This is a genomic window from Phenylobacterium sp. (genome assembly GCF_016124325.1).
GTDB lineage: Bacteria > Pseudomonadota > Alphaproteobacteria > Caulobacterales > Caulobacteraceae > Phenylobacterium.
On record NZ_WGNY01000017.1, the window covers coordinates 1 to 26,405 of the forward strand.

Below are 26,405 nucleotides of genomic sequence, written 5' to 3' on the forward strand. Positions count from 1 at the left end.
CTACGCCCTGATGGAGGGCGAGATCTCGGTCATGCAGACCGAGAAGAAGATCCGCAACCGCGTGAAGCGTCAGATGGAGAAGACGCAGCGCGAGTACTATCTGAACGAGCAGATGAAGGCGATCCAGCGCGAGCTGGGCGAACAGGACGACCATCGCGACGAGCTGATCGAGCTCGAAAAGCGGATCAAGAAGACCAAGCTCTCCAGGGAAGCCCGCGCCAAGGCCGAGGCCGAGCTGAAGAAGCTGCGCAACATGAGCCCGATGAGCGCGGAATCGACCGTCGTCCGGAACTATCTGGACTGGCTGCTGTCGATCCCGTGGGGCAAGGCCAAGCAGAAGACCATCGACCTCGCCAAGGCCGAGGCGATCCTCGACGAGGACCACTACGGCCTCGACAAGGTGAAGGAGCGGATCCTGGAGTACCTGGCGGTGCAGAGCCGCGTGGGCACCCTGAAGGGCCCGATCCTGTGCCTCGTTGGCCCGCCCGGCGTCGGCAAGACCTCGCTGGGCCGCTCGATCGCCAAGGCCACGGGCCGCGAGTTCGTCCGCGTGTCGCTGGGCGGCGTGCGCGACGAGGCCGAGATCCGCGGCCACCGGCGCACCTACATCGGCTCGATGCCCGGCAAGGTCATCCAGTCGATGAAGAAGGCCAAGACCACCAACGCCTTCTTCCTGCTCGACGAGATCGACAAGATGGGCTCGGACTGGCGGGGCGACCCGTCGTCGGCGCTGCTCGAGGTGCTCGACCCGGCCCAGAATTCCACCTTCGCCGACCACTATCTGGAGGTGGATTACGACCTGTCGCCGGTGATGTTCGTCACCACGGCCAACTCGCTCAACATGCCCCAGCCCCTGCTGGACCGCATGGAGATCATCCGCATCCCCGGCTACACCGAGGACGAGAAGGTCGAGATCGCCAAGCGGCACGTGCTGCCGAAGCTGACCAAGGACCACGGCCTGAAGCCCGAGGAGTTCATCGTCCCGGACGAGGCGATCCGCGGCCTGATCCGCTACTACACGCGGGAAGCCGGGGTCCGGAGCCTGGAGCGCGAGCTGGGCAACCTGGCGCGCAAGACGGTGCGGGACCTGGGCCGCGAGAAGCTCACGTCGATCACCATCGACGATGAGCGGCTGGCCAAGTACGCGGGCGTCAGGAAGTTCCGCTACGGCGAGATGGACGAGGAGGATCAGGTCGGCATCGTCACGGGCCTGGCCTGGACCGAGTTCGGCGGCGACATCCTGACGATCGAGGCCGTCAAGATGCCGGGCAAGGGCCGCATGTCCATCACGGGCAACCTGAAGGACGTGATGAAGGAGTCGATCTCGGCGGCGAACAGCTATGTCCGCAGCCGCGCGACCAAGTTCGGCATCGAGCCGCCGATCTTCGAGCGCACCGACGTGCACATCCACGTGCCGGACGGGGCGACGCCCAAGGACGGCCCGTCGGCCGGCGCGGCCATGGCCACGGCCATCGTCTCCGTGCTGACCGGCATCCCGATCCGGGCCGACATCGCCATGACCGGCGAGGTCACGCTGCGGGGCCGGGTCACCGCCATCGGCGGCCTGAAGGAGAAGCTGCTGGCGGCGCTGCGTTCCGGCGTGAAGACGGTGCTGATCCCCGAGGAGAACGAGAAGGACCTCGCCGACATTCCCGACAACGTGAAGTCGGCGCTCGAGATCATTCCCGTGAACACCATGGACGAGGTGCTGGCCAAGGCGCTGACCCGCCAGCCCGAGCCGATCGAATGGACCGAGGTCGAGCCGGTCGCCGTGGCGGCCGACGACACCGACCCGTCGGACGCGATGGTCACCCACTAATCCGGGCGACTTCTAGTTCGAGCCAATGCGCCGGCCGGCCCCGAGAGGGGCCGGCCGGTTGCGTATCAGGCCTTGGGTTCGAACCAGATGGGCGAGGACCAGGCCCGCTCCATGATGGTCTTCGGCATGGTCGGGTTCGGCGGCGTGCCGTTGCGCAGGGCGTCGAGCGTCGACCAGCGGCACGACGGGTTCTCCAGCACGCGCACGTAGTAGAAGGCCCGCTGCTTGGGATTGAACTGCGGATCGGTCCAGACGGTGCGCAGCTCCACATCGCCCTTGAAGCGGTCGGGTTCGCAGGTCTGGAGGTTCACCGACGCGCCGTTGTCGGGGCAGCGGGCGGTCTTGGGATCGACCTTCAGCCCGTCGGAGCAGGCCACGTCGAACACCTTCTCCTTGGCCACGCCGTTCTCGATCCAGCCCTTCACGATCTGGGCCCGCTGCAGGTAGCCGGCCTTGGGGTCGCGCACGGCCCAGACGAAGAACTTGGGCGCGCGGCCGTCGGCCGCCAGATCACCGCCCATCGGCACGCCGTGAGCATAGGCCTGGCGCACGGTGTCGGGCCGGGTCAGCAGGTCGGACGGGAAGTCGTAGCCGCCGAAGAAGCGCACGCGGATGCGCGGGCCGGAGGTGGCGAAGGTCTCGCGCCGGCGCAGCGCCGCGAAGATCGACTCGCGGTCGTTCTCCTCGGCCCAGACGCCTGCCAGGCCCGAGGCGCCCCATTCCTGGAAGCGGCCGCCGGCGTGCGTATCGGCGCCGTCCCAGGTCTTGGCGCCGCCGGCCGGGATCGACCCGCGCTGCTCGGGCAGGCCGTCACGCCGCCCGACCTTGCCGAAGTAGTTGGGCTCCTCGACGCTGCCGGGGGCGGCGTTGTGGGTGTCGGACGAGCCGATGAAGCCCAGCTTGAACGGGTTCACGCCCAGCTTGTCGCGATAGAGGATGCCGTCCTCGAGCGCCTGGCGCACATAGCCGCCGCGGAACTTGGTGATCGGCTTCGCGCGGCCGATGTAGCTCTCCATGATCTCGAAGTTCGCCCACTCGTCGTTGGGCGAGAGGGACGGATGCGTCTCGGACGTGCCCTTGATCTGGGTGAGTTCGACGAGGGGCTCGTTGCGGGCGCGCAGTTCGGCGTAGGCCCGGTCGATGGGCTGGCCGTTCATCCGGGTGGTGTCGAACATCAGCCCGTCCGACCCGTTGGAATTGTGCGGGATGGCCAGGGTCTCGATGCCCTTGCCGCGCCAGGCGTCCATCGCATGCCACAGGTTCTCGGGATCGTTCGAGATCGTGGCGTTGTAGGGAAGCTCGGCGACGTTCGAGCCGCGGAAGATCACGTTGCGGTGCAGGTTCCGGCCGTCGGGGGCCGAGGTGTACTCATAGCCGACGAAGGTGGTGAACTTGCCCGGCTGGTAGTTGTTCGCCGCCGCCTGCTGGACCTCGGTCCAGGCGCGGGCGCGGACGGCCGGGTCGCTGAACTCCGGCGGCGTGGTGCCGTGTTCGAACGCGTCGACGATGGTCGCGAACGCCTTCTGGATGACCGCGGGATCGGGGCTGAACAGCCCCTTGGCGAAGTCCAGCTTCGACAGCGGGCTGTTGGGGTCGGCCGCTTCGCGGATCGCGCCCATGTATTCGGAGTGGTCGGTGACGGCGACGAAGTCGAGCGGGCCGCCGGCCAGCCGGATCTGGTAGCCGCTGGCATGGCCGATCGGCTCGCCCTTGGCGAAGCGGTAGGCGTCGTCCGGCGTGCGGCGGACGTTGAAGATGTAGGCGTCGAACGAGAGCTGGGTGTGGACGTGCAGGTCGCCGAAGTAGGCGTTGCGGTCCGGATTGTAGCCCGGCAGGTGCTGGGATGACGCCGGGGCGCTTGCCGCGGCGGGCGTGGCCGCGGAGGCGGCGGCCTTGGCGGCCGGCGCGGGTTTCGGCTTGGGCGTGAGTTGCGCGCCGATCGCGGTCCCGGCGACGATGGCGCCGACGGCGGCGGCGGGAACGGCGTAGCGCAGAGTCTGCTTCAGCGTCCGGCTCATGGCGTGTTCTCCCTTATGTGTTTTCGCGGCCGTCTCAGGCGGTGGGTTCGAACCAGATGGGCGAGGACCAGGCCCGCTCCATGATGGTGGGGGCGAGCGTCGGGTTGGGCGGCGTGCCGTTGCGCAGGGCGTCCCAGGTCGACCAGCGACAGGACGGGTTCTCCAGCACGCGGACATAGTAGAAGGCGCGCTGCTTGGGGTCGAAGCCCGGATCGGTCCACACCGTCCGCAGCTCCACGTCGCCCTTGAAGCGGTCGGGTTCGCAGGTCTTCAGGTTCACCGACGCGCCGTTGTCGGGGCAGCGGGCGGTCTTCGGATCGACCTTCATTCCGTCCGAGCAGGCGACGTCGAACACCTTTTCCTTGGCCACGCCGTTCTCGATCCAGCCCTTCACGATCTGGGCCCGTTGCAGGTAGCCGGCCTTCGGGTCGCGGACGGCCCAGACCAGGAACTTGGGCGCACGCCCCTTGGCGGCGGCGAGGTCGCCGCCCATCGGCACCCCGTGAGCATAGGCCTGGCGCACGGTGTCGGACCGGGTCAGCAGGTCCGCCGGGAAGTCGTAGCCGCCGAAGAAGCGCACGCGGATGCGCGGGCCGGAGGTGGCGAAGGTCTCGCGTCGGCGCAGCGCCGCGAAGATCGACTCGCGGTCGTTCTCCTCGGCCCACACGCCCGCCAGGCCCGAGGCGCCCCAGGTGGCGAGGGGCGCGGTCGAGCCGGCCTTGCCGACCTCCAGCGAGGCCGCGTCCCACGTCTTGGTGCCGCCGGCCGGGATCGACCCGCGCAGTTCGGGCGTGCCGTCGGCGCGGCCCACCTTGCTGAAGTAGTTGGGCTCCTCGACGCTGCCGGGGGCGGCGTTGTGGGTGTCGGACGAGCCGATGAAGCCCAGCTTGAACGGGTTCGCGCCCACCTTCTCGCGATAGAGGAGGCCGTCCTCCAGCGCGCGGCGGACGTAGCTGCCCTGGAACTTCGTCACGGCCTTGGCGTGGCCGATGTAGGTTTCCATGATCTCGAAATTCGCCCACTCGTCGTTGGGCGAGAGCGACGGGTGCGTCTCGGACGTGCCCTTGATCTGGGTGAGTTCGACGAGGGGCTCGTTGCGGGCGCGCAGTTCGGCGTAGGCCCGGTCGATGGGCTCGCCGTTCATCCGGGTGGTGTCGAACATCAGGCCGTCCGACCCGTTCGAGTTGTGCGGGATCGCCAGCGCCTCGATGCCCCTGCCGCGCCAGGCGTCCATCGCACGCCAGAGGTTCTCGGGATCGGCCGACGCCGTCGCCGAATAGGGCGCGCCGGGCACGTTGGCGCCGCGGAAGATGACGTTGCGGTGCAGGTTGCGGCCGTCCGGGGCCGAGGTGAACTCATAGCCCACCAGGGTGGTGAACTTGCCCGGCTGATAGTTGCGCGCCGCCGCCTGCTGCACTTCGGACCAGGCGCGGGAGATGATGGCCGGATTCTGGAATTCCTTCGGCAGGGTGCCGTCCTGGCGGCCTCGCACGAAGGCGCGGAACGCCTCCATGATCTTGGCCGGGTCCGGGCTGAACAACCCCTGGCTGAACGGCAGCTTCGACAGCGGCGTGTTCGGGTCTCCGGCCTCGCGGATCGCGCCCATGTATTCGGAATGGTCGGTGACCGCCACGAAATCGAGCGGGCCGCCGGCCAGGCGGATCTGATAGCCGGCGGCATGGCCGATCGGCTCTCCCTTGGCGAACCGGTAGGCGTCGTCCGGCGTGCGGCGGACGTTGAAGATGTAGGCGTCGTTCGACAGGTAGGTGTGGACGTGCAGGTCGCCGAAGTAGGCGTTGCGGTCGGGATTGTAGCCCGGCAGATGCTGAGGCGTCGCGGCGGCGCTCGCCGCGGCGGGCTTGGCGGCCGTGCCGGCGGCCTTGGCGGCTGGCGCGGGTTCGCTGCCGGCCACTCGCGTCGCGCCATAGGCGACGCCCGCGCCGATCAAAAGGGCGAGGGCCGTGCTTGCGGCCATGGCGCCCCGGGGCCGTGATCCCGTCATCTGTCTCTCCCCCTGCCTTTCTACGCCTGCGCGGCCGCCTTTGCCCATCGCGGCCGCGAGGATGGTCCGGGGCCGGGCGAAGCCGGCCCCGTGCAAGTCGCTAGTAGGTCTTGGTCACCCGAATGCCCCAGGTGCGCGGCGCCCCGACGTAGCCGCGATAGAGGGTGCCGCCGGTGGCCGGAATGCGAACCCCGAAGATCGAGTCCAGGGTCTGCACGAACTTCGCGCCCCGGAAGTAGTGCTCGTTGGTCAGGTTGTCGCCGAAGAGCGCCATGGTCCAGGACTTGTCGGGCCCGGTCAGGGTGATGCGGCCGCTGTAGAGCGTGAAGGAGTCGTCCACGCCCTGTTCGCTCAGGTCGTTGGTCGTGTACATGCTCCCGGTGTAGGCCATGTCGCCGCGCACGCTCAGGGTGTAGCCGTCGGCGAAGGCCGGCGTGGTGTACTCGGCGCCGATGTTGCCCTGCCACTTCGGCGAATAGGTCGGACGCCGCCCCGTGAGGTCCTGCAGCGTCGGGCACGACGTCGCCGAGCCGTTGCAGGCCGGCAGGCCCGGGGCCGACTTGTTCGAGGTGAAGACCGAGTCGAGATAGGCGAGCCCGAAATCGATGGAGACGCCCTCGATGGGCCTCGCCTGGCCCTCGATCTCCACGCCCTTGGCGCGGATCGAGCCGGCGTTGCGGATCAGGAAGCTCACGCCGTCGAACGAGCGCTCCTGGAAGTCGTCGAGGTCGGTCCGGTAGGCCGTGACGTTGAGGAGCAGCCGGCGGTCGAACAGGACCGACTTCATCCCCAGTTCCCAGTCCTTCGACTTCTCGGAGTTGAACAGGCGCTTCTGGCCGAGGGGCGCCGCGCCGCCCGCCGAGTTCAGTCCGCCGGACTTGTAGCCGGTCGAATAGGTCACGAACGTCATGATGTCGGGCGTGACGTGCCAGCTCAGGTTGGCGCGCCAGGACGGCTGGCTGTCGTCGAACTTGAGGTTGGTGTTTTCCGGTCCGCGGAGCAGGGCGGCGGCGGAGTTGGCCACCGTCTCGACGAACGAGCCGTGCTTCTTGTCCTTGGTCTCGCGCGCGCCGAGGATCAGGTCGAGGGTCGACGTGATGGCGTAGGTCGCCTGGGCGTAGGCCGCGTAGCTCTTGGCGTTCTGCTGGAAGAGGCCGTTGGCCGCGCCGATGAAGGGCCCCGCGTTGCAGGCGGCCAGCCGCGCCGGCGCGGCCACCGCGATGACGTTGCTGCAGTACTGGCTGCCGAGGTTGAACCCTTCCGAGATCTTGTAGTCTTCCTCGAAGAAGTAGAGGCCCGCGACGAAATCGAGCTTGCCGCCGAGCAGGGCGCCCTTCGGCGAGATGAACTGCAGCTCGTGGCTCTGGCTCTTGCTGTCGAAGGTGCTGTCGCGGCTGATGAGGTCCAGCGGCGTGAACACGACGTCGCCGTCGCTCTGGTTGTTCCGCCAGTTGCGGTAGGCGTTGATCATCCGCACCGTGTAGTCGCCGCCCAGCTCGATGCTGAGGTCGCTCGACACGCCGTACTGGCGATCCTTGAGGTTCAGGTTGGTGATGGCGCTGGCGAAGTCGTGGGTCGGCGGATAGACGAGCGCCGCCGCCGGGGTGCCCGTCCGCGCCGCGAAGTTGGCGATCTGCGTCGGCGTCAGGGTCGAGACGTCGACCTGGTTCAGCGCATAGCCGTCGCCGTCCGTCCGGGCGTAGTCGACCCGGCCGATCCAGGTGACGTTCTCGGTGGCCTGGAACTTGGCCGACAGCCGCCCGGCGATGGTTTCGTTCGCCCCGTAGGTCTTTCCGTCCAGGAGGTTCTTGGCGTAGCCATCGGTCTTGTTGGCCAGGGCCGCGACGCGGATCGCCAGGCGATCGTTCACCGGCGCGTTGATCATGCCCTCGGCCTTGTGCGTGCCGTACGAGCCGAGCTCGATGGCGGCCTTGGTGCCGAAGGTGTCGCGCGGCGTGGCCGTGCGCAGCGACAGGGCGCCGACCGTGGCGTTCCGGCCGAAGAGCGTGCCCTGCGGGCCGCGCAGCACTTCGGCGCTCTCGACGTCGAGGAACGTCGTCAGGATCGCGCCGGGGCGCGGGATGAACACGCCGTCGATGTAGGGCGCGACGCTCGGGTCGATGGCGGCGTTGGAGCTGGCGCCGAAGCCGCGGATGCGGATCGACACGCCCGCGAACTGGGCGATCGAGTCGAGGCGCAGGTTGGGCACCACCTTCTCCAGGCCGCGCGCGTCGACGACGCCTCGGGCCTCCATGGCCTTCTGCGAGACCGCCATGATCGACAGCGGCACATCCTGGATGTTCTCGGCCCGCTTCTGCGCGGTGACGATCACCTCTTCGACGGCGGAGGCGGCAGGTTGCGTGGTGGTGGTCTGGGCGGCGGCGGCGGACGCGGTCCCGGTCAGGACGGCGGAGGCGGCGAGGAGCCAGGCGCGACGATTGTTCATTATCCCCCCAATATCTTGGTTCTTATTGGTAGGCGCCCGCTATAGCGCTGGTCGCTCATGTTCTGAATTGAAAGAGATTTGCCGCACCCATAACCCCAGGTTATGGGTCGGACATGGACATCCGACAGATCCGCCAGATCCTCGCGATCCAGCGCCACGGCAGTTTCGCCCGCGCGGCCGACGAGCTCGGCATCTCCCAGCCGGCCATGTCCAAGAGCATCGCCCGGCTTGAGGACGAACTGGGCCTGCGGCTCTTCGATCGCTCCGGGGCAGGCGCGCGGGCCACCCCGACCGGAGAGCTGGTGGTGGAACGCGCCGAGCGGATCATCTCGGAGGCCGAGCAGCTCCAGCAGCTGGTCGAGCTCACGTCGACGGGCCGCATCGGGCGAATCAGGGTGGGGCTCGGGCCGGTGCTGCACGCCGAGTTCCTGCCGCGCTACGCCGAAGCCCTCGCGCGGCGGTGGCCGGAGCTGAAGATCTCGATCGACGTGGACCGGCGCGACCGCCTCATCGAGGACATCAAGACCAGCCGCTACGACATTGTGATCCACGCGCGCGCGGAGGAGCTGCTCGGTCCCGACTTCGTGGTCACCGAGGTGCTGCGCGAGCCGGCGCTGGTGGTCGCCAGCCCGGACCATCCGCTGGCGGCCCTGGAGGAGGTGCCGCTCGACCTGTTCCTGACCTATCCGACCGGCGGCGCCTCGCCGGACTCCATGCTCACGGCCCAGGGCTCGGTCCTGACCCCCGCCGTGGAGACGCATCAGGAGAACCGGATCGAGTGCAACGACGAGCGGACATTGAAGCTGCTGGCCAAGCGGGGGCTCATCACCCTGTTCACGGCCCGCCATACGGTCTGGCGCGAACTGGAGGAGGGCCAGCTCGTGCCCGTGAAGCTGGGATGGCGGATGACCCTGCAGCAGCTCGCCGTGACGCGCCGCGCGGTGAGCTATTCGCCGATCGTGCGCGAGGCGGTCGCGATCGCGTGTCGCATCGGTGTCGACCTGGGCGGCCTGGGCAGGCGGTGAGGCGGGGTAGGGCGCCCGCGCTTTCGCGCGCCGGCCGCTTCGGCGCCGACCGGATGGTCAAATTCCGGAAAATTCTCGCAATACAGACGCAAAGCCGCATCGCAGCCGTTTGACGGCCCCGCCGCGTCAGGCCTTAATCCGCGCAAGGCGCAGGCGGGCGCAGCCCAAGACCCGCCGCGCCAAAAGAGAATTGGGCTGGGAGAAAACGTAAATGACGAAAGCCGAACTCGTCTCGGCTATCGCCGACAAGGCGGGCCTCAATAAGGCGAAAGCCAAGGAGGCGCTGGACGCCTTCATCTCTTCGGTGTCGACATCGCTGAAGGCCGGAGACGAGGTCCGCCTCGTGGGCTTTGGCAGCTTCGTGCCGGTCAAACGCGCTGCGGGCATGGCCCGCAATCCGCGGACCGGCGAGAAGGTCAAGCGACCCGCCACGCAGACCTGCCGGTTCCGCGTGGGCGATGCGCTGAAGAGCGAGCTCAACAGCTAGATCGACCAGGGCGTCCAGGCGCCGGGGGGCGGCCTTTGGCGGCCGCCCTTTTCATTTGCGCCAACGTCCGCTAGGGAGGCGGTCTCCTCGGGGAGTAGCCGTCCGCACTTTCGCGGAGCCTGCGTCAACAGACTTGCCCTCGGGCATGGCGCCGGCGGCGGACCTCTGGTCCGGATTGGCGAGACCGACGATGCGGCCTCCGATGCCTGCGGGCGCGGCGGGGGCCTCGTCGTTGCGTCTCAACCGCCGCGTCCCGCCGGAGTCCACAGTTGGAAGCCTTCCTTATCTCGGCCGCGCTCGTGGCCGTCGCCGAGATCGGCGACAAGACCCAGCTCCTCGCGATCATTCTGGCGGCCCGGTTCCGCCGGCCGGTCCCGATCCTGCTGGGGATACTCTGCGCGACCATGCTCAACCACGCCCTGGCCGCCGCGCTCGGGGTGGTGGTGGCGCGCTTCCTCAGCGGTTCGGCCTTCCAGATCCTCGTCGGCGTGGGGTTCATCGCCATGGCGCTCTGGGCCCTCGTGCCGGACAAGGACGACGAGGACGCGGGCGCGCGGACGGCGGGCGGTGTCTTCCTCACCACCCTGGTGGCGTTCTTCCTGGTGGAGATCGGCGACAAGACCCAGATCGCCACCACGCTGCTCGGCGCGCGCTTCCAGAACGTGGCCCTGGTGGCGGCCGGCACCACGCTCGGGATGATGGCGGCCAATGCGCCCGCCGTGCTGCTCGGCGAGGCCGCCACGCGGGTCGTTCCCCTGCGGATCGTGCGCGCGGTGGCGGCGGCCCTCTTCGCCGCGCTGGGGGCATGGATTCTGGTCTCCGCCTTCCTTCGGACGGGTTTTTCCTTCTAAGGTCCGCCGGGGTTTGGAGAATCTTATGACGACCAAAATCGCCGACAAAGGCGACACGGCCTTCTTTGGTCATCCGAAGGCGCTGGGGTACCTCGCCTTCACCGAGGCGTGGGAGCGCTTCTCCTACTACGGCATGAACACCCTGCTGGTGCTCTACATGACCCGCCAGCTCCTGCTGCCGGGGCACGTGGACAACGTGGTCGGCTTCCCGTTCGTCCGCGACCTGTTCGATCCGGGGCACACCCTCAGTCCCCAGGCGCTGGCCGCGCTCATCGGGGGGACCTACGGCGCGCTGGTCTATCTCACGCCGCTGCTGGGCGGCCTGCTGGCCGACTGGGTGCTCGGTCGCACGCCGACCATCATCATGGGCGCGCTGCTCATGGCGGCGGGCCACTTCCTGATGGCGTTCGAGCAGCCGTTCTTCCTGGCGCTCATCTGCCTGATGCTGGGCTCGGGGTGCTTCAAGGGCAATATCGCGAGCCAGGTCGGGTCGCTCTACAAGGAAGGCGACAACCGGCGCGCCGACGCCTTCCAGGTCTTCTACCTCGGCATCAACGCGGGCGTCATCGCCGCGCCGCTGGTCACCGGAACCCTGGCGGAGAACGTCGCCTGGCACTGGGGTTTCGGCGCCGCCGGCGTCGGCATGCTGATCTCGATCGTCATCTACATGGCGGGCCGCAAGGGCTTCCCGTCCGACCCGCCGCTGCGCAAGCGCGCCGAGATGCATGTCGAGCGGCCGGCGATGACCCGATCGGATTGGATCCGCGTGGCCATGCTGTTCGCGCTGGTGCCGGTGATGGCCGCCTCGATCGTGGGCAACCAGCAGATCTTCATCGTCTACCAGGTCTGGGCCCAGCAGAGCGTCGACCTGCACCTGTTCGGCAAGCCGATGCTCACCGAGTGGCTGATCTCGGTCGACTCCATCGTCTCGGTGTCGTGCCTGGCCGGCATGGTCATCTTCTGGCGTCTGTGGGCCAAGCGGTTCAAGGAGCCTGACGAGTTCGGCAAGATCATCATCGGCTGCGCGTTCGGCGCGGCCGGCGTGGCCTGCCTGGGCCTCGGGACCATCCTCACGCCCGCTGGCGCCAAGGTGCCGTTCTTCTGGCTGCTGCTGTTCCACCTGCTGAACGACATCGGCTTCGCCAACGTGCTGCCGGTGGGCCTGGCGCTCTTCGCCCGCGCCGCGCCGCAGGCGATCTCGGGCGCGGTGATCGGCATCTACTATCTGCACCTGTTCATCGGGAACGCCTTCACCGGCTGGCTGGGCTCGCTGCTGGAGAAGATGCCCGCCGCCGACTTCTGGCTCATGCACGCCGCGCTCGTCGGCGGAGCAGGCGTCGTGTTCCTGGTGATCGCGCCGTTCTTCCGGCGCGTGCTGGCGCCGGAGCCGCAGGCGGCGCTTGCGGCGGCCTAGGGCTGGTTTAGAAGCGGCGCGGAAGGGCGGCTAGCTCAGCTGGTTAGAGCACCTCGTTTACACCGAGGGGGTCGGGGGTTCGAATCCCTCGCCGCCCACCAGCCTTCGCGCCCGATGGGCGCTTCGGCTCGGCAAGCCGACTTCCGCGCGGAAGCGGATCTGGTCGTGATTGGGGAGCCGCCATGAAACGTTGGGTCGCTGCGATCCTCGGGGCCGCCTCGGCAAGCGCCGCCCACGCCGAGCCCGCGACCGTCCAGGATTACATGAATCAGCCGCAGGTCCGCGCCGATGTCCGCATCGCCTATGGCCCGGCTCCGGCGCAGGTGGCCGACCTCTTCCTGCCGAAAGGCAAGGGGCCGCATCCCGTCGTCGTTCTGCTGCACGGCGGCTGCTACCTCGCCGAATACCAGGGTCTCGCCCAGACCAGCGGCGTGGCCGCCGACCTGGCGCGGCGTGGCTACGCCGTCTGGAACGTCGACTACCGCAAGCTGGGCGAGGCGGGCGCGGGCTATCCCGGCACCTTCCTGGACGTCGCAGAAGCGGTGGACCGCCTGCGCGCCGAGGCCCCGCGATACCATCTCGATCTCCATCGGGTCGTGGCCCTGGGCCACTCGGCCGGCGGGCATCTGGCGCTCTGGGCCGCCGCCCGACCGAGGATTCCGCACGCCAGCCCGCTCTGGCGCGCCGACCCGGTTGCGATCCGGGCGGTCGTCAGCCTGGGCGGCATCGGCGACCTGGAAGGGCAGGGCGAGATCTTCGGCGGCGCCTGCGGCCCCGACGTGATTCCCAGGATCATCGGCGCGGCCGATCGGCCCCGGCCGTACGCCGACACCTCTCCGGCCGCGTTGCTGCCCACCGGAACGCGCGCCGTGATGATCTCGGGCGAGTTCGACCACGTGATGCCGCCCTACACCGGCCGCAAGTACGTCGAGCGCCTCACCGCCGCTGGCGACGCGGGCGAGGCCGTCGCGATCCCCGGCGCCAGCCACTTCGACGTGGTGATCCCCACGACGGCGGCGTGGCGGGTGGTCGTCGGCGCGCTGGCCGCCGAGTTCGACCGGATCCGCTGAGCGATGCGCTACCGGGCCCTCGGCCGCACGGGCCTCACCGTCTCCGAGCTCGGCTTCGGCTGCGCGAGCTGGTGGGGCAAGCCGGCCCTCGAAGAGAAGGTCGCCTTGGGCCTGGTCCATGAGGCGATCGACCGGGGCGTCACCCTGTTCGACACCGGCGCCAGCTATTCGGCCGGGCGGGCCGAGCCGCGCCTGGGCCGCGCCCTGGCCGGCCGCGACTCGACGGGCCTGGTGATCGCCACCAAGGCCGGCACCTATCACGCTGGCGGCGGCCGCATCGCGCGTGACATGACGCCGGCCGCCGTCGTCGCCAGCGCTGAGCGCAGCCTGAAGACCCTCGGCGTGGAGGCGCTGGGCCTGCTCCAGCTTCACGGCCCCTCGATCGGCGAACTGGACGAGGCGATGCTGCGGGCGCTCGAAGGCCTCAAGGCCAGGGGCGTGGCGCGCGCGGTGGGGCTGAACAGCTTCGATCCGGCCGTGATCGAGCACGCCGTCTCGCTGCCCCAGATCGACGTGGTGATGGTTGACTACAATGTCCTGCGCCCGGAGCGGGAGCCGCTGATCGCCCGCGCGGCGGCGGCGGGGAAGGGGGTCCTGGCCGGCATGCCGCTGGCCATGGGCCACACCCGGCCGCTCCTGGCCCGCCTGCGCGGCCCGCAGGACGTCTGGTACGCCGCTCGCGCCCTGACGCGGCATCGTGCCGAGCTGGCGCGCGGCCGGCGCTTCCGGTTCCTGCACCATCTGCCCGACCGCAGCGGCGCTCAGGCGGCGCTGGGCTACGTCCTGGCCAACCCCGGCGTCAGCGCCGCGGTCTTCGGCGCGACCCGGCCGGAACACCTGCGCGACAACCTGCGGGCCGGTGATATGCCGCTTCCGGCCGAGCTCGTCGCGCGCATCCGCGCCGCGCAGTCAGGTTGACCCTGACGTAACGACAGGGCTTCCGCCACCCGGCCGCGGGGTTCATGCTCGGGCTCACCAGAACAGCGATAACCTAGGGCAGGAACAAGATGGCCGAGATCCCCGCCGACCTGGAGACGGTGCTCAAGGACGCGCACCTGCCGGCGCTGATGACGGCGCTCGTGCACATGACCGGCGACACCCACTGGCTCCGGTCCGAATGGACGCCGGTCTACAATCCGCTGTCGCGGGGCGATCCCGGCATTCCCGAGGAGGAACAGGCCAAGATCCGCGCCGAGGCGGCCAAGGCGATCCGCGCCTATCTTGAGGGCAAGCCGATGGCCATGCCCAATCCGCCGATCGACGTCCTGCGGCGGCAGATGGACTTCGTCGCGGGCGCTGAGATTCCGGAGCAGTATGTCGACTTCCTGACAGACGAACTGGTCCTCAAGGGGCGCAGCAGCAAGGATCCCCACTTCGAGGCGCCGCCCGTCCAGGCCGCCGCCCGCAAGATGAAGGTGCTGATCGTCGGCGCCGGCATGTCTGGCCTGCTCACGGGCATCCGCCTGTCCCAGGCGGGCGTGCCGTTCGAGATCGTCGACAAGAACGCCGACGTGGGCGGCACCTGGTTCGAGAACACCTACCCGGGCTGCCGGGTGGACAACTCCAACCACATGTACAGCTACTCGTTCGAGCCGAACCACGCCTGGCCCCAGCACTTCTCGCCCCAGCCGGTGCTGCTGGAATACTTCCGCGGCATCGCCAAGAAGCACGACCTCAAGAAGCACATCCGCTTCGAGACCCTGGTGGAGCAGCTGGCCTGGGACGAGGCGAAGGAGGTCTGGCGCGCCACGCTGAAGGGCAAGGACGGCAAGACCGAGGTGGTCGAGGCCACCGCCGTGGTCACCGCCGTGGGCCAGCTCAACCGCCCGCGCATGCCCGACATCGAAGGCCTCGGGACCTTCGAGGGCCCGGCGTTCCACTCCGCCGAGTGGCGGCACGACGTCGACCTGAAGGGCAAGCGGGTGGTCGTGATCGGGACGGGGGCTTCAGCCTACCAGTTCGTCCCCGAGATCGCGCCCGAGGTGGCCAAGCTCACCGTCTTCCAGCGCAATCCGCCGTGGGGCCTGCCGGTGCCGCACTATCACGAGGACGTGCCCGACGGCATGAAGTGGACGCTGGAGCACGTGCCCTTCTACGACAAATGGTACCGCTTCTGGCTCTTCTGGATGACCACCGAAGGCTTCCTGCCGATGGTGAAGACCGATCCCAGCTGGAACGGCTCGCCCGACGCGGTGAGCCCCGCCAACGCCATGCTGCGCGACATGGCCACCGAGTCCTATCGGATGCAGCTCGCCGAGCGGCCCGACCTGCTGCCGAAGGTGACCCCGAACTATCCCATCGGCGGCAAGCGGGCCGTGCTGGACAACGGCGTCTGGCTGGCCGCGCTCAAGCGCGACAACGTCGAGCTGGTGACGGAGAAGGTGGCCAGGATCACGCCGAAGGGCGTCGTCACCGCCGACGGGCGCGAGTACGAGGCCGACGTGCTGATCTACGGCACCGGCTTCCAGGCCTCGAACTTCCTGTCGTTCCTGAAAGTGAAGGGCCGCGGCGGACGCGACCTGCACGAGAGCTGGGGCGGGGACGCCCGCGCCTACCTCGGCATCACCCACCCGGGCTTCCCGAACTTCTTCACGATCTACGGGCCCAACACCAACATCGTGGTCAACGGCTCGATCATCTTCTTCTCGGAGTGCGCGGTCCGCTACATCGTGGGCTGCCTGCACCTGCTGGCCGAGACCGGCGCCCGGGCGCTGGAGCCCAGGCAGGACGTCTACGACGACTTCAACCGCAAGGTCGACGAGGCCAACGCGGGCTGGGCCTGGGGCTCTCCCAACGTGTCGAGCTGGTACAAGAACAGCTTCGGCCGGGTCAGCCAGAACTGGCCCTTCGGCCTGATCGACTACTGGCGCGCCACGCTGGCGCCGAACCCCGACGACTTCGTCCTGGAGCGCGCCCCCGAACCCGTCGGCTAGAGGCCTTCCCGCTCACGATGAGGCATCGCGGGCGGACAAGAAGGCCTCCAAGTCCGGAGAGGCGAGCACGTCGATCCCGCCGGGCTTGATTCAAGCCCGGACGGACGCGCTTTAGCGTATGCGATTGATATCTTCGGAAATCCGAAGGATCGTATAAGCTGCAAGGTTGCGGCGTACCAGGGGGGAGAGCTTGCCGGGTCACTCCCATCGACTTCGGTCTTCGCGCAGCGCGGTGGAGACGATGAAGCGGCTGGAAGGCATCGTCGGCTCGGCGATGGACGGCATCATCACGGTCAACGGCCGTGGCGAGATCGTCCTCTTCAACCCGGCCGCCGAGCGGATGTTCGGCCTGTCCGCCGACGAGGCGCTGGGCCGGCCCATCTCGCGCTTCATCCCCGAGCGGTATCGCGACGATCACGGCGCCCACATGCGCCGGTTCGCGCAGACGGGCGTCACCAACCGTCAGATGGGATCGCTGGGCGCGATCAGCGGCCTGAGGAACAACGGCGAGGAATTCCCCATCGAGGCCTCGATCTCCCAGGTGGAGGTCGGCGGCGAGCGCCTGTTCACCGTCATCCTGCGCGACATCACAGAGCGGAAGGCCAACGAGGACGCGCTGGAGGAAAGCCGGCGGCGGATGGAGGGCATCGTCGAGTCGGCGATGGACGCCCTGGTCACCATCGACGAGGACCAGCGGATCATCCTGTTCAACCCGGCGGCGGAGCGGATGTTCGGGGTCAAGACCCAGGACGCCCTGGGCCTGCCGATCGAACGGTTCATTCCCGACCGCTTCCGCCCCGGCCACGCCGAGCATATCCGGCGGTTCAAGGAGGCGGGCGTCACCAACCGCCGAATGGGGGCCTTGGGCGCCGTCAGCGGCCTGCGGGCCAATGGCGAGGAATTCCCGGTCGAGGCCTCGATCTCCCACGTCGAGGTGGGCGGCGCCCGGCTGGCCACCGTGATCCTGCGCGACATCACCGAGCGGAAGGCCAACGAGGAGGCCCGCCTGCTGCTCGCCCGCGAGGTGGATCACCGCGCCAAGAACGCCCTGGCGGTCGTGCAGGCCGTGGTCTCCCTGACCCGGGCCACCACCAAGGAGGAGTTCATCGCCGCCGTCCGCGGCCGGGTCTCGGCTCTCGGCCGCGCCCACTCGCTGCTGGCCCAGAACCGCTGGGAGGGCGCTGACCTCGTCCAGATCGTGCGCGACGAGGCCGCCGGCTACCACCGCGAAGGCCAGGTCCGCATCAACGGCCCGACCATCGTCCTGCCGCCCAACGCCGTCCAGCCGCTCAGCCTGCTCATCCACGAGCTCGCCACCAACGCGGTGAAGTATGGTGCGCTGTCTGCGGAGCGTGGACGGGTGGAGGTGAGCTGGTCGATCGATGGCGACGGCGACCTCGAGATCCGCTGGAGCGAATTCGGCGGCCCGCCCGTGGAGGCGCCGCAGCGCGCCGGCTTCGGCTCGACCCTGGTGCGCGAGGTGGCGACGCGCCAGCTCGGCGGCTCGATCGAGATGGCCTGGCCCGCCACGGGCCTGAACCTCGTCGCCCGCCTGCCGTCCTCGGCCTATCGGCTCGACACGCCGACGGCCCCCCAGCGGCCCATCGCCCCTCCGTCGCCCGACCCCCGCCAGATCGGCCGGCGCGGGCGGGTGCTGGTGGTGGAAGACGAGGCGCTGATCGCCATGGCCATCTCCCACGACCTGGCCTCGCTCGGTTGGGATGTCGTCGGGCCGGCCGCGACGGTTGAGGAGGCGCGCCGGCTGATCGGTGACGGCGCATTGCCGGACGCCGCCGTGCTGGACGTCAACCTGGCCGGCAAGCTGGTGTATCCCCTGGCCGAATGGCTGCGGGATCGGAGCGTCCCGTTCGTCTTCTGCACCGGCTACGAGCAGCTCGAGAGCAATCCCGCCTACGACGCCTGTCCCCGGGTGCGCAAACCGGTGGACGTCCAGCTGCTGGACGACGAGCTGCGCCGCGTCCGCGACGCCGCCTGAGCCTTCAGGGCGCGGTCAGCGCCAGCAGGGCGAACGACGCCAGCCAATGCTCGCCCATGTAGTCGCCGGCCACGTGGGGCAGGCTGGCGGCGAGGTGCGCGCGGGCGGCTTGCTCGGCCACGGATGCGACAGGATCGGCCGGATCGAGCGCGGCGGCGATCTCGCGCCAGCACCAGGCGCGCGACAGGTTCACGCCGTCGAGGTGGGCCATCTTGCCGTCGCTGCGGTCCGGCGGGACGGCGGGCGTGAACAGGCTGGCCGGCGCCTGGCGCGCCGCGTTCGGCAGGTAGGCGGCGAACCAGGCCCTGAAGGCCTCGCGGGCCATCACGTGCGACATCAGCGCCGCGGTCATCAGCGTGGGCGACAGGAAGTCGTCGAGCGAGGGCTCCCAGGCGTTCGCGTCGCGGTCGTCCTTGTGCCACGCGATCGCGCGATCGCGGATCAGCGACGGCAACGCCGCCTCGCCGGCCGGATAGTCCCAGGCCAGCCGCAGGGCGAAGGCGGTCGACGAATGCACGCCGGTCCGGATCGGATAGCGGGCCAGCGGCAAGAACGCGAGCAGGCGGTCCTCGAAGGCGTCGGCCAGCGGCCGCAGCGTCCGCGCCCAGGCTTCCGGGTGGCGCTCCAGTTCCGCCTGCAGCTTCAGGAGCCAGGCCCAGCCGTAGGGCCGCTCGAACCCCCGCGACGAGGGACGGTCGAGGTAGGCGACCTCGGCGTCCACGTTTCCCGTCGTGAAGATCTCGTCGAACAGAGCCCGCACCTGGGCCGCCTCCGGGATTTCCGGGTGCAGGCGCAGCACGGTCGCCAGCGTCCAGTAGCCGTGGACGCACGAGTGCCAGTCGTAGCTGCCGAAGAAGATGGGATGCAGGTCGCGCGGCCCGCGCGCGTCCTGGGGCCCCGTCATCACGTGGTCCAGCTTGTTCGGATACTCCCGCGTCACGTGGCCCAGGGCGATGCGGGCGAACTGCGACGCCAGCTCGGGCGTCAGGCGATCAGCGGAAGGCGAGGACATACATCAGCACCACATTGGCCGCGAGCAGCGGCAGGGCCGTCGGAATCTGAGCCTTGATGACCGCGTACCGGTCGGGAAGCTCCAGCAGCGTCGCCGGGACGAGGTTGAAGTTCGCCGCCAGCGGGGTCATCAGCGTGCCGCAGAAGCCCGAGAGCATGCCGATCGAGGCGACCACCGCAGGATCGCCGCCGAACTGCCGGATAAGAATGGGGAATCCGATGCCGGCCGTCAGCACCGGGAAGGCGGCGAAGGCGTTGCCCATGATCACCGTGAAGCCGGCCATGCCCAGGCAGTAGACCGCCACCGCCGTGATCCGCGCGTCCATCGGGATCCATTCGGTGACGAGGCGGCCGATGGTGTCGCCCACGCCGGCCAGGGCGAACACCGCGCCCAGCGCCGCCAGCATCTGGGGCAGCAGCGCCGCCCAGCCCACCGTGTCCATCAGCCGGCGCCCCTCCTGCAGCGGGCTCATCGCCGGCTGGCGCAGCAGCACCAGCCCGACGCCCGTGGCGATCACCGCGGCCAGGGCCAGCGAGATCAGCGTCGCCTGCTTGGGATCGAACAGCGGCGTCCCGCCGAAGTGGAGCGGCTTCAGCACCAGCACGCCCAGCGCCACCACCACAGGCAGGGTCAGGGCCGGCGCGAACAGCTTCAGCCCGAAGCGCTGGGCCAGGGCGCGCCGCTCGTCGGGCGAGGTGGTGGGCGGCGCGCCGCGCCCCAGGAGGCCGAAGCCGGCGATCAGGGCCAGCCCCAGCACCAGCACGCCGTTGCCCCGGTCGCCCAGCCGGTCGCCGGCCAGGAAGCTCAGCGACACCAGGCCCCAGAAGGCGGCGTTGCCGAACCGCTTGCGGTTGGCGCGGTCCAGCGCGCTCAGCACCGCGAAGGCCGCGAACACCAGCCCGGCCAGACCGTAGACGACGCCCAGCTTGATCATGGCGCATCGCCCCGGCCGTGGCGCCGGTCGAACAGGACCAGCCGCACCGCGTGGATCGCGAACGCCGCGACGGCCGTCGGGATGGCCCACAGCGACAGGTGGATCGGGTCCATGGTGATGCCGCTGGCGGCCAGGAAGCCCACCATGAGCAGGATCGAGCCGATGGCGACGAAGATGTCCTCGCCGAAGAACAGGCCGATGTTGTCGGTGGCTGCGGCGAAGGCCCGGACCCGCTGCCGCGTCGCCGGATCCAGCGGGCCGCGCCGCGCCTCCACCGCCCCCTCGGCCATGGGCGCGACGATGGGGCGGATGCTCTGGGCCTGGCCGGCGATCGAGGTCAGCCCCAAGGCCGAGGTGAGCTGGCGGAAGGCGAGATAGGCGATCAGCAGCGGGCCCACCGACACGCCCCGGAAGCGGGTGATGAGCGTCCGCGCCTGTTCCTGCAGCCCGGCGCGCTCCACCACGCCGATCACCGGCAGGACGAGGTAGGCGGCGCTGACGAACCGGTTCTCGTTGAAGGCGTGGCCGAACGCGTCCAGCACCTCCAGCGGCGACTTGCCGGCGGCCAGGCCCGTGATGAACGCCGCGCCCACCACCACCAGCAGCGGGTTCAGCCGCACGGCGAACCCGACCACCACGGCGGCGACGCCCAGAAGGGTCAGCATGCCCGCTCCCGCAACGACTCTGCCGGCATTGGAGCGGGTGATGGCGGCGGGAGCAACGACCTAGAGGCCATTCCGATCACGGCGCCACGACCTGGGGCTACCGCCCCGCCGCGAGCCACGCGTCGGCCAGGCCGAGGAAGCCGGCTACCGGCACCGTCTCCGCGCGCGCCTGCGGGTCGAGGCCGGCCGCCACGGCGAGCGCCTCGCCGCCCAGGCTCTTGAGGCTGGACCTCAGCATCTTGCGGCGCTGGCCGAAGGCGGCCGCCGTCACGGTCTGGAGCGCGGTCAGCCGGTCGGGCGAGGGGCGGTCGGCGCGGGGTTCGAGCCGTACGACGGCCGAATCCACCTTGGGCGGCGGGGTGAAGGCGCGCGCCGGCGCGTCCAGCACGCGGTGCGCCTCGCACGTCGCCTGGGCCAGCACACCCAGCCGGCCGTAGGCGTCCTCGTTCGGCCCGGCGGTGATCCGGTCGGCCACCTCGCGCTGGAACATCAGGGTGAGCGAGGCCGGCGTCCACGGCCCGGTGAGCCACTTCACCAGCAGCGGCGTGCCGACGTTGTAGGGCAGGTTGGAGACGACGTGCGCGGGCGCGCCGCCCGCGATCGCCGCCTCGTCGGCCTTGAGCGCGTCGCCGAAGATCAGCTCCAGCCGGCCCGAGGCGGCCGCTACCTCCTCCAGCAGCGGCCGGAACCGCTCGTCCTTCTCGATCGCCGTCACCCGCGCCCCGGTCTCCAGCAGGGCGCGGGTCAGCCCGCCGGGGCCGGGTCCCACCTCGATCACGTGGTCGGCCTCGCCCACCTGGGCCATGCGGGCGATCTTGCGGGTGACGTTCAGGTCGAGCAGGAAGTGCTGGCCGAACGCCTTCTTGGCCCACAGGCCGTGCGTTTCCAGCGCCTCGCGCAGGCCGGGCAGGGCGTCCAGGCTCATCCCGCCCGGCGCCGGGCGATCTCGGCGGCCATCCGGATGGCCGCGATCAGGCTGTCGGCGCGCGCGACGCCGCGGCCGGCGATGTCGAAGGCCGTCCCGTGGTCGGGCGAGGTCCGCACGATCGGCAGGCCCAGGGTCACGTTCACCCCGCCCCAGAAGTCCAGCATCTTCACCGGGATCAGCGCCTGGTCGTGATAGAGGCACAGCGCCGCGTCATAGGTCGCCCGCGCCTCGGCGTGGAACAGGGTGTCCGACGGGACGGGGCCCCGCACCTCGACGCCCAGGTCGCGCAGCGCCCGGATCGCCGGCTCCACGATCTCCACCTCCTCGCGGCCGATCGTCCCGCCTTCGCCGGCGTGGGGGTTGAGGCCGGCCACCGCCAGCCGCGGCGTGGCGACGCCGAAGTCGCGCTTCAACGCCTGGGCGGTGACGAGGCCGGCGTTGACGATGGCTTCGATGCTCAGCTTGCCGGGCACGGCCGCCAGCGGCTCGTGCACCGTCACCAGGCTCACCCTCAGGTCCGCGGCGGCCAGCATCATGACCGGGCCCCGCGCCCCATCGTGCCGGACCGCGGCGGTCAGGTCGCCGAGGAACTCGGTGTGGCCGGGAAACTTGAAGCCGGCGGCGTAGAGCGGGGCCTTGGCGATCGGCGCGGTCACCAGGCCGGAGGCGGTCTTCGAGAGCGTCAGGCCCACCGCCGTCTCGATCCAGCGGATGATCGCCTGCGCGGCCGCCGGCGAGGGCTGGCCCGCCACCACCGGCGCGCGGACGGGCAGGTCGAGCACGGGGATGGCGTCGGCGAAGGCCGCGCGCGCCTCGTCCACCGAGGAGATGGCCTTCACGATGGCCCGCGACGAACCGGACGCCGAACTCAGGGCCTGGGCGTCGCCCACTACGAAGAAGGCCGGACCGGTCTCCCGAAGCGCCCGCCACGCCTTGACGACGATCTCGGGGCCGACGCCGGCCGGATCGCCGAGGGTGAGCGCGAGGGGCTGGTCGGTCACCGCGTCTCGATGGTGGCCGAGTTGCGCAGGTCGCGCATGTAGCGGCGGGAGATCATCGACAGTTGCTGGCTGTAGAGCCGCTGTTCGATCTGGTCCCGGTCGGCCTGGGCGGCGCTGGCCGAGCGCCGGCCGCAGACGGCGATCAGGTGCAGGCCGACGGGCGTGCGGATCGGGTCCGACACCTCGCCCACCTTCAGCCGGTTGGCGGCTTCCTGGAACTGGGGCGCCAGGTCGTTGACCTCGGCCTCGCCCAGGTCGCCGGCCACCACGCCCTGCGACTTGGCGGCGGCGGCCTCGATGGAGTCACAGCCCTTGATGCGCCCCTTCACCGCCTCGAGCTTTTCGCGCGCGGCGGCCTCGTCGGCGGCGCTGGCGTCCTTGGGCAGGGCCACGGCCGCCTGCTTCAGGTTCACGAGCGTGGCGTCGCCGCCGGCCCGCTTGTCCTTCAGGTAGATGATGTAGACCCCGTCCTTCACCGGGATGGGCTGCGACAGCTGGCCGGGCCGCATCTGTTCCAGCACCGGCTGCACCTCGGGCGGCATGTCGGCCGCGGTCACCCACCCGGCCTCGCCGCCGCTGGCGGCCGTGGGCAGGGCCGAGAACTGCCGGGCCACGGCGGGGAAGGGCGCGCCCTGCTGCATCTGGCCGATCAGCTGCTGGGCGCCGGCCATCGCCTGCTGCATGCCGCCCACGCGGCTGGCGTCGATCAGCACCTCGCCGATGTTGTACTGCGGCTTGGCGGCTTCGGCCTCCAGGCGGGCCTGGGTGGCGGCGATCTGGTCGTCGCCGATGCGCAGGCGCGAGCCGTAGCGGCCCCGGATCCACCGGCCCCAGCTGATCTGGGCGCGCAGCTGCTGCTTCAGCGTGTCGGCGCCGATGCCCCGGGAGGCGAGGAAGCCGAGGAACTGCTCGCCGCTCATGTTGTTCTGCTGGGCCATGCCGTTGACTTCCTCGTTCACCTCCTGGTCGTCGGCGAGGATGTCGATCTTCTGCTCCCGCTCCACCCGGCGCAGTTCCTGGAACTGGAGGCGTTCGTCCACCAGCGAGACCAGGGCCTCGCGCTGGAACTGGGGCAGGTTCTGTTCGGTGGGCTGGACGCCCGACGTGGCGATCAGCAGCCGCATCCGCTGGCTCAGGTCGTAGGTCGAGATGATGTCGTCGTTGACCACGGCGGCCACCGACTCGGAGAGGCCCTGCGGCGGGGCCTGGACCGGAGCCGGCGCGGCGTCGGCCGGCGCGGTGGCCGTGGGCGCGTCGTCCGGCGCCGGCTGGGCGAGGGCGGGGGCGGCGGACGCCATGGCGGCGGCGGCGCAGGCGATCATCGCGCACCGTGCTGCCGGGCCCGTCAGATAGCGCATCATCAAGAAAGTCTTCCCTCGCAGGGCCCAACCCCGGCCCATGTTACCTGCCATTGAATGAGCCGCCCAATGTGGCGAGCGTTAGGCGCACCGAGACCGAGTTGCTGGGCAGCAGGCGCCCGACGATCGTGTCCTCGCGCCGGTAGATCACGTCCACCCGCAGGCAGTCGTCGCGGTAGAAGACGCCCAGGTCGCGGATGACCCACGCGTCGCGGGCCAGGTCGCGGTTGCCGTAGACGCTGATCCCGTAGTTCCGGCCCAGGTAGACCTCGCCGCCGACGTCGAGGTTCTCGCGCTTCGTGCCGTTGATGTCGAAATCGTCGGTCAGGTAGCGGACGTAGCCGCTGCCGTACTTGTTGTAGGCGTTGATCCCGGCTTCCAGGCGGTGGACGTCCAGCGTGTCGTTGTCCAGCCGGGCGCGGGTGAACAGCGACAGCCCCCGCATGGGCTGGGCGTCGGCGGCGACGACCCAGTCCGACGCCTTGGTCCGCAGGCCGCTGCGGTCGGTGAAGACCGGGTTCCGCTCGGTGCGGAAGCTGCGGCCGACCATGAAGTTGGCCCGCCGCCCGTCGTCCCACATCACCGTGGCGCGGCCGGCGACGTTCAGCCGCACGCCGTCCTCGTAGAGGTCGTAGCCGGGGAACTTGTTGGCGCGGAACAGGGTGGTCTCGTCGAACTCGAAGGCGACGCTGTCCTCGTTCAGATAGACGGGGTCGCCCGCGGCCGTGCGCCCGATCACCACCTGCTTGGCGTTCGGCGAGGCGGCCACCTGGGCCACGGGCTCCAGGACGATGGTGGCGTTCCCGGTCCGCTTGAACAGGGGATAGGAGATATCGAAGCCGGCCGTCGCCAGGGCGCGGCTCATGCTGTCGCTACGCGTGGCCGATCCCACGCCCGTCAGGATGTCGTGCAGGCGATAGCCGTCGACCCGCGCGTTGACGAACGGCTCCAGCCGCAGGCCGGCCGACGAGGTGTAGGCGGCCCGCCAGTCGACCTCGCCCGTGGCCCGGGCGCTGTCGAGGCCCGGCAGTCGCTGGGTGAGGTCGGTCTGCGACTGCTCGCGGCTCAGCACCACGGCGCTGGTGTGCAGGCGCAGCCGCCCGCCCAGCACCGTCTGGGCCGGCTCGTAGTGGCCTTCGATCAATGGGCCGATCACCGGGAAGACGCGGTCGTTCTCGCCCGAGGCGAAGCCGGTCACGGGATCGATGGCGCCCGGGCGCAGGCCCTGGATCGTCATGGCGGCGACCGAGAGGTACGAACGCTCGTCCTGCCGCGTCGTGTAGATCTGCGAGATCAGCCGGCGGTCGTCGGCCACATAGGGCCCGCGGCTCTCGTAGACCTTGCCGATCTCGTACTTGTCGAAGATCAGGTCGTCCGAGGTGCGCTCGGCCGTGAACCCCCAGCGCCACTTCTCGTCGATCTGGAACGAGCCGCGGCCGAGGATGTAGCTGCGGTCGCTGTCGGTGCCGGGCAGCTCGTTGCCCTTGCCGTCGAAGTCGCGGGCGTGGGTGTAGCCGAAGCGGATGTCGACATCGCCCGAGTAGAAGCGCCGGCGGAACTCGCCGTTCAGGAAGGGCGCGATCTTGGTGTTGATCTGCGGGCTGACGATCAGGTCCATCGAGGGCGAGATGGCCCAGTAGTACGGCTGCTCGTAGGAGAAGCCGCGCCGGTCCGAGGCCGAGGCCTTGGGCACCAGGAAGCCGGAATTCCGCTTCGACTGCGGGTCGGCGTGCCAGAACAGCGGCAGGTAGCCGACGGTCACGCCGAACAGGCGGAAGCGGGCGTTGCGGTAGTAGACGATCCGCCGGCGCTGGTCGCGCACCACGCGTTCCGCGGCGATCGACCAGGTGGGCGCCTTGGGCGAGCCGTCCTTGGCGCACGCCTCGCAGGGCGTGTAGATCGCCTTGTTGAGCTCCTGGATGTTGTCGCTGCGCTTGGCGGCGCTGGCCGCGGCGATCTTGACGTTCTCCTGCAGGCGCGCGGAGAAGCCCAGCGCGACACCGGCGCTCATCTCGTCGTCCAGCACCACCTCGTCGGCGTATTCGGTGGAGCCGTCCGGGTTGATGATGACGATGTGGCCGTAGGCGTGGATCACGCCGGAGTTGTCGTCGTAGACCAGCTTGTCGGCCCGTAGCGTGCGGCCGTTGTAGCGGACCTCGATGTTCCCGGTCGCCGTGGTGCGGGCGGCCTTGTCCTCGCGCCACACCTCATCGGCTTCCATGTAGAGTTCGCCGGGCTGAAGGCCGTCGGCGGGCGGCTTGCCCTCCACGCCCTGCGCATGCGCGTGCGCGCCCAGGAGCAGGGCGATCGCGGCGCCGGCCAGGAGCGCGCGCTTGCCAGCGGATCGCGGCGGACGCCGACGCGGACTCATCTACGTTCTCGATCCCCTATTCGCCCGCGGGTCCCGCCGTCCGACGGTGCTTTGTGTCAGGCTTGCGATGCATAG

Annotated in this window: 19 protein-coding genes, 1 tRNA gene and 1 riboswitch; of the genes, 10 read left to right on the top strand and 10 right to left on the bottom strand. The window is 69.9% G+C overall.

Annotated elements, in window-relative coordinates; translation table 11 throughout:
- Window positions 1–1,819 (top strand): endopeptidase La (gene lon, locus GC203_RS09340; protein WP_293453606.1); only part of this gene is annotated, 1,819 nt, incomplete at its 5' end.
- A 65-nt stretch (window positions 1,820–1,884) separates the two neighbouring features.
- Here lon and GC203_RS09345 read toward each other — a convergent pair.
- The 3 genes from GC203_RS09345 to GC203_RS09355 form a co-directional block, all read right to left on the bottom strand.
- Window positions 1,885–3,837 (bottom strand): DUF3604 domain-containing protein, encoded by a 1,953-nt coding sequence (locus tag GC203_RS09345; RefSeq protein ID WP_293453608.1) that lies wholly within the window; start codon window positions 3,835–3,837, stop codon window positions 1,885–1,887.
- A gap of 34 nt (window positions 3,838–3,871) precedes the next feature.
- On the bottom strand, window positions 3,872–5,839 hold the full coding sequence (locus GC203_RS09350; RefSeq protein WP_293453609.1) for a DUF3604 domain-containing protein: 1,968 nt from the start codon (window positions 5,837–5,839) through the stop codon (window positions 3,872–3,874).
- Window positions 5,840–5,939: 100 nt separating this feature from the next.
- Window positions 5,940–8,285, bottom strand: coding sequence for a TonB-dependent receptor (locus GC203_RS09355; protein WP_293453610.1), 2,346 nt, complete (start codon window positions 8,283–8,285; stop codon window positions 5,940–5,942).
- Window positions 8,286–8,398: 113 nt separating this feature from the next.
- On the opposite strand from GC203_RS09355, the gene GC203_RS09360 reads away from it, so the two are divergent.
- The 9 genes from GC203_RS09360 to GC203_RS09400 all read left to right on the top strand — a co-directional run bounded on the left by GC203_RS09360 (window position 8,399) and on the right by GC203_RS09400 (window position 18,061).
- Window positions 8,399–9,310 (top strand): LysR family transcriptional regulator, encoded by a 912-nt coding sequence (locus tag GC203_RS09360; RefSeq protein ID WP_293453612.1) that lies wholly within the window; start codon window positions 8,399–8,401, stop codon window positions 9,308–9,310.
- Between the two features lie 211 nt (window positions 9,311–9,521).
- Window positions 9,522–9,797 carry an HU family DNA-binding protein gene (locus tag GC203_RS09365; protein ID WP_293453614.1) on the top strand — a complete coding sequence of 92 codons (276 nt, stop codon included), beginning with the start codon at window positions 9,522–9,524 and terminating at the stop codon, window positions 9,795–9,797.
- A gap of 82 nt (window positions 9,798–9,879) precedes the next feature.
- Window positions 9,880–9,986, top strand: a riboswitch (yybP-ykoY riboswitch).
- 80 nt (window positions 9,987–10,066) lie between these two features.
- Window positions 10,067–10,648, top strand: coding sequence for a TMEM165/GDT1 family protein (locus GC203_RS09370; RefSeq protein WP_293453616.1), 582 nt, complete (start codon window positions 10,067–10,069; stop codon window positions 10,646–10,648).
- A 25-nt stretch (window positions 10,649–10,673) separates the two neighbouring features.
- A complete protein-coding gene (locus GC203_RS09375) occupies window positions 10,674–12,062 on the top strand; it encodes a peptide MFS transporter (protein WP_293453618.1) in 1,389 nt (462 codons plus the stop codon).
- Between the two features lie 24 nt (window positions 12,063–12,086).
- A tRNA-Val gene (locus tag GC203_RS09380) sits at window positions 12,087–12,163 on the top strand.
- A gap of 81 nt (window positions 12,164–12,244) precedes the next feature.
- Window positions 12,245–13,132 (top strand): alpha/beta hydrolase, encoded by an 888-nt coding sequence (locus tag GC203_RS09385; protein WP_293453620.1) that lies wholly within the window; start codon window positions 12,245–12,247, stop codon window positions 13,130–13,132.
- Between the two features lie 3 nt (window positions 13,133–13,135).
- Entirely contained in the window at window positions 13,136–14,050 is a 915-nt protein-coding gene (locus tag GC203_RS09390) for an aldo/keto reductase (RefSeq protein ID WP_293453622.1), read from the top strand.
- A gap of 89 nt (window positions 14,051–14,139) precedes the next feature.
- Window positions 14,140–16,065, top strand: a complete 1,926-nt coding sequence (locus GC203_RS09395; protein WP_293453624.1) for an NAD(P)/FAD-dependent oxidoreductase — start codon at window positions 14,140–14,142, stop codon at window positions 16,063–16,065.
- A 241-nt stretch (window positions 16,066–16,306) separates the two neighbouring features.
- On the top strand, window positions 16,307–18,061 hold the full coding sequence (locus GC203_RS09400) for a PAS domain S-box protein (protein ID WP_293453626.1): 1,755 nt from the start codon (window positions 16,307–16,309) through the stop codon (window positions 18,059–18,061).
- Between the two features lie 4 nt (window positions 18,062–18,065).
- Here GC203_RS09400 and GC203_RS09405 read toward each other — a convergent pair whose 3' ends face one another.
- The 7 genes from GC203_RS09405 to GC203_RS09435 form a co-directional block, all read right to left on the bottom strand.
- Window positions 18,066–19,073, bottom strand: coding sequence for a DUF2891 domain-containing protein (locus tag GC203_RS09405; protein ID WP_293453628.1), 1,008 nt, complete (start codon window positions 19,071–19,073; stop codon window positions 18,066–18,068).
- Entirely contained in the window at window positions 19,054–20,007 is a 954-nt protein-coding gene (locus tag GC203_RS09410) for a DUF979 domain-containing protein (protein ID WP_293453630.1), read from the bottom strand. Before GC203_RS09410 ends, GC203_RS09405 begins: the two co-directional genes overlap by 20 nt.
- Window positions 20,004–20,672, bottom strand: a complete 669-nt coding sequence (locus GC203_RS09415) for a DUF969 domain-containing protein (RefSeq protein ID WP_293453632.1) — start codon at window positions 20,670–20,672, stop codon at window positions 20,004–20,006. Before GC203_RS09415 ends, GC203_RS09410 begins: the two co-directional genes overlap by 4 nt.
- Before the next feature lie 97 nt (window positions 20,673–20,769).
- Window positions 20,770–21,597, bottom strand: coding sequence for a 16S rRNA (adenine(1518)-N(6)/adenine(1519)-N(6))-dimethyltransferase RsmA (gene rsmA, locus GC203_RS09420; RefSeq protein WP_293453634.1), 828 nt, complete (start codon window positions 21,595–21,597; stop codon window positions 20,770–20,772).
- Window positions 21,594–22,601 carry a 4-hydroxythreonine-4-phosphate dehydrogenase PdxA gene (gene pdxA, locus GC203_RS09425; protein WP_293453636.1) on the bottom strand — a complete coding sequence of 336 codons (1,008 nt, stop codon included), beginning with the start codon at window positions 22,599–22,601 and terminating at the stop codon, window positions 21,594–21,596. Before pdxA ends, rsmA begins: the two co-directional genes overlap by 4 nt.
- The gene (locus GC203_RS09430; protein WP_293453638.1) at window positions 22,598–23,962 is read right to left on the bottom strand and encodes a peptidylprolyl isomerase; all 1,365 of its coding nucleotides are present in this window, start codon (window positions 23,960–23,962) and stop codon (window positions 22,598–22,600) included. Before GC203_RS09430 ends, pdxA begins: the two co-directional genes overlap by 4 nt.
- 40 nt (window positions 23,963–24,002) lie before the next feature.
- Complete coding sequence (locus GC203_RS09435) at window positions 24,003–26,330, bottom strand: LPS-assembly protein LptD (protein ID WP_293453640.1); 2,328 nt, start codon at window positions 26,328–26,330, stop codon at window positions 24,003–24,005.
- Between the last annotated feature and the right edge of the window lie 75 nt (window positions 26,331–26,405).

Coding starts and splice junctions, on each gene's coding strand:
- GC203_RS09355 (WP_293453610.1), bottom strand. CDS start 8,285: ATGAACAATCGTCGCGCCTGGCTCCTCGCCGCCTCCGCCGTCCTGACC.
- GC203_RS09405 (WP_293453628.1), bottom strand. CDS start 19,073: ATGTCCTCGCCTTCCGCTGATCGCCTGACGCCCGAGCTGGCGTCGCAG.
- GC203_RS09360 (WP_293453612.1), top strand. CDS start 8,399: ATGGACATCCGACAGATCCGCCAGATCCTCGCGATCCAGCGCCACGGC.
- GC203_RS09385 (WP_293453620.1), top strand. CDS start 12,245: ATGAAACGTTGGGTCGCTGCGATCCTCGGGGCCGCCTCGGCAAGCGCC.
- GC203_RS09430 (WP_293453638.1), bottom strand. CDS start 23,962: ATGATGCGCTATCTGACGGGCCCGGCAGCACGGTGCGCGATGATCGCC.
- GC203_RS09435 (WP_293453640.1), bottom strand. CDS start 26,330: ATGAGTCCGCGTCGGCGTCCGCCGCGATCCGCTGGCAAGCGCGCGCTC.
- GC203_RS09345 (WP_293453608.1), bottom strand. CDS start 3,837: ATGAGCCGGACGCTGAAGCAGACTCTGCGCTACGCCGTTCCCGCCGCC.
- GC203_RS09400 (WP_293453626.1), top strand. CDS start 16,307: ATGAAGCGGCTGGAAGGCATCGTCGGCTCGGCGATGGACGGCATCATC.
- GC203_RS09365 (WP_293453614.1), top strand. CDS start 9,522: ATGACGAAAGCCGAACTCGTCTCGGCTATCGCCGACAAGGCGGGCCTC.
- GC203_RS09350 (WP_293453609.1), bottom strand. CDS start 5,839: ATGACGGGATCACGGCCCCGGGGCGCCATGGCCGCAAGCACGGCCCTC.
- GC203_RS09410 (WP_293453630.1), bottom strand. CDS start 20,007: ATGATCAAGCTGGGCGTCGTCTACGGTCTGGCCGGGCTGGTGTTCGCG.
- GC203_RS09395 (WP_293453624.1), top strand. CDS start 14,140: ATGGCCGAGATCCCCGCCGACCTGGAGACGGTGCTCAAGGACGCGCAC.
- GC203_RS09375 (WP_293453618.1), top strand. CDS start 10,674: ATGACGACCAAAATCGCCGACAAAGGCGACACGGCCTTCTTTGGTCAT.
- rsmA (WP_293453634.1), bottom strand. CDS start 21,597: ATGAGCCTGGACGCCCTGCCCGGCCTGCGCGAGGCGCTGGAAACGCAC.
- GC203_RS09415 (WP_293453632.1), bottom strand. CDS start 20,672: ATGCTGACCCTTCTGGGCGTCGCCGCCGTGGTGGTCGGGTTCGCCGTG.
- GC203_RS09390 (WP_293453622.1), top strand. CDS start 13,136: ATGCGCTACCGGGCCCTCGGCCGCACGGGCCTCACCGTCTCCGAGCTC.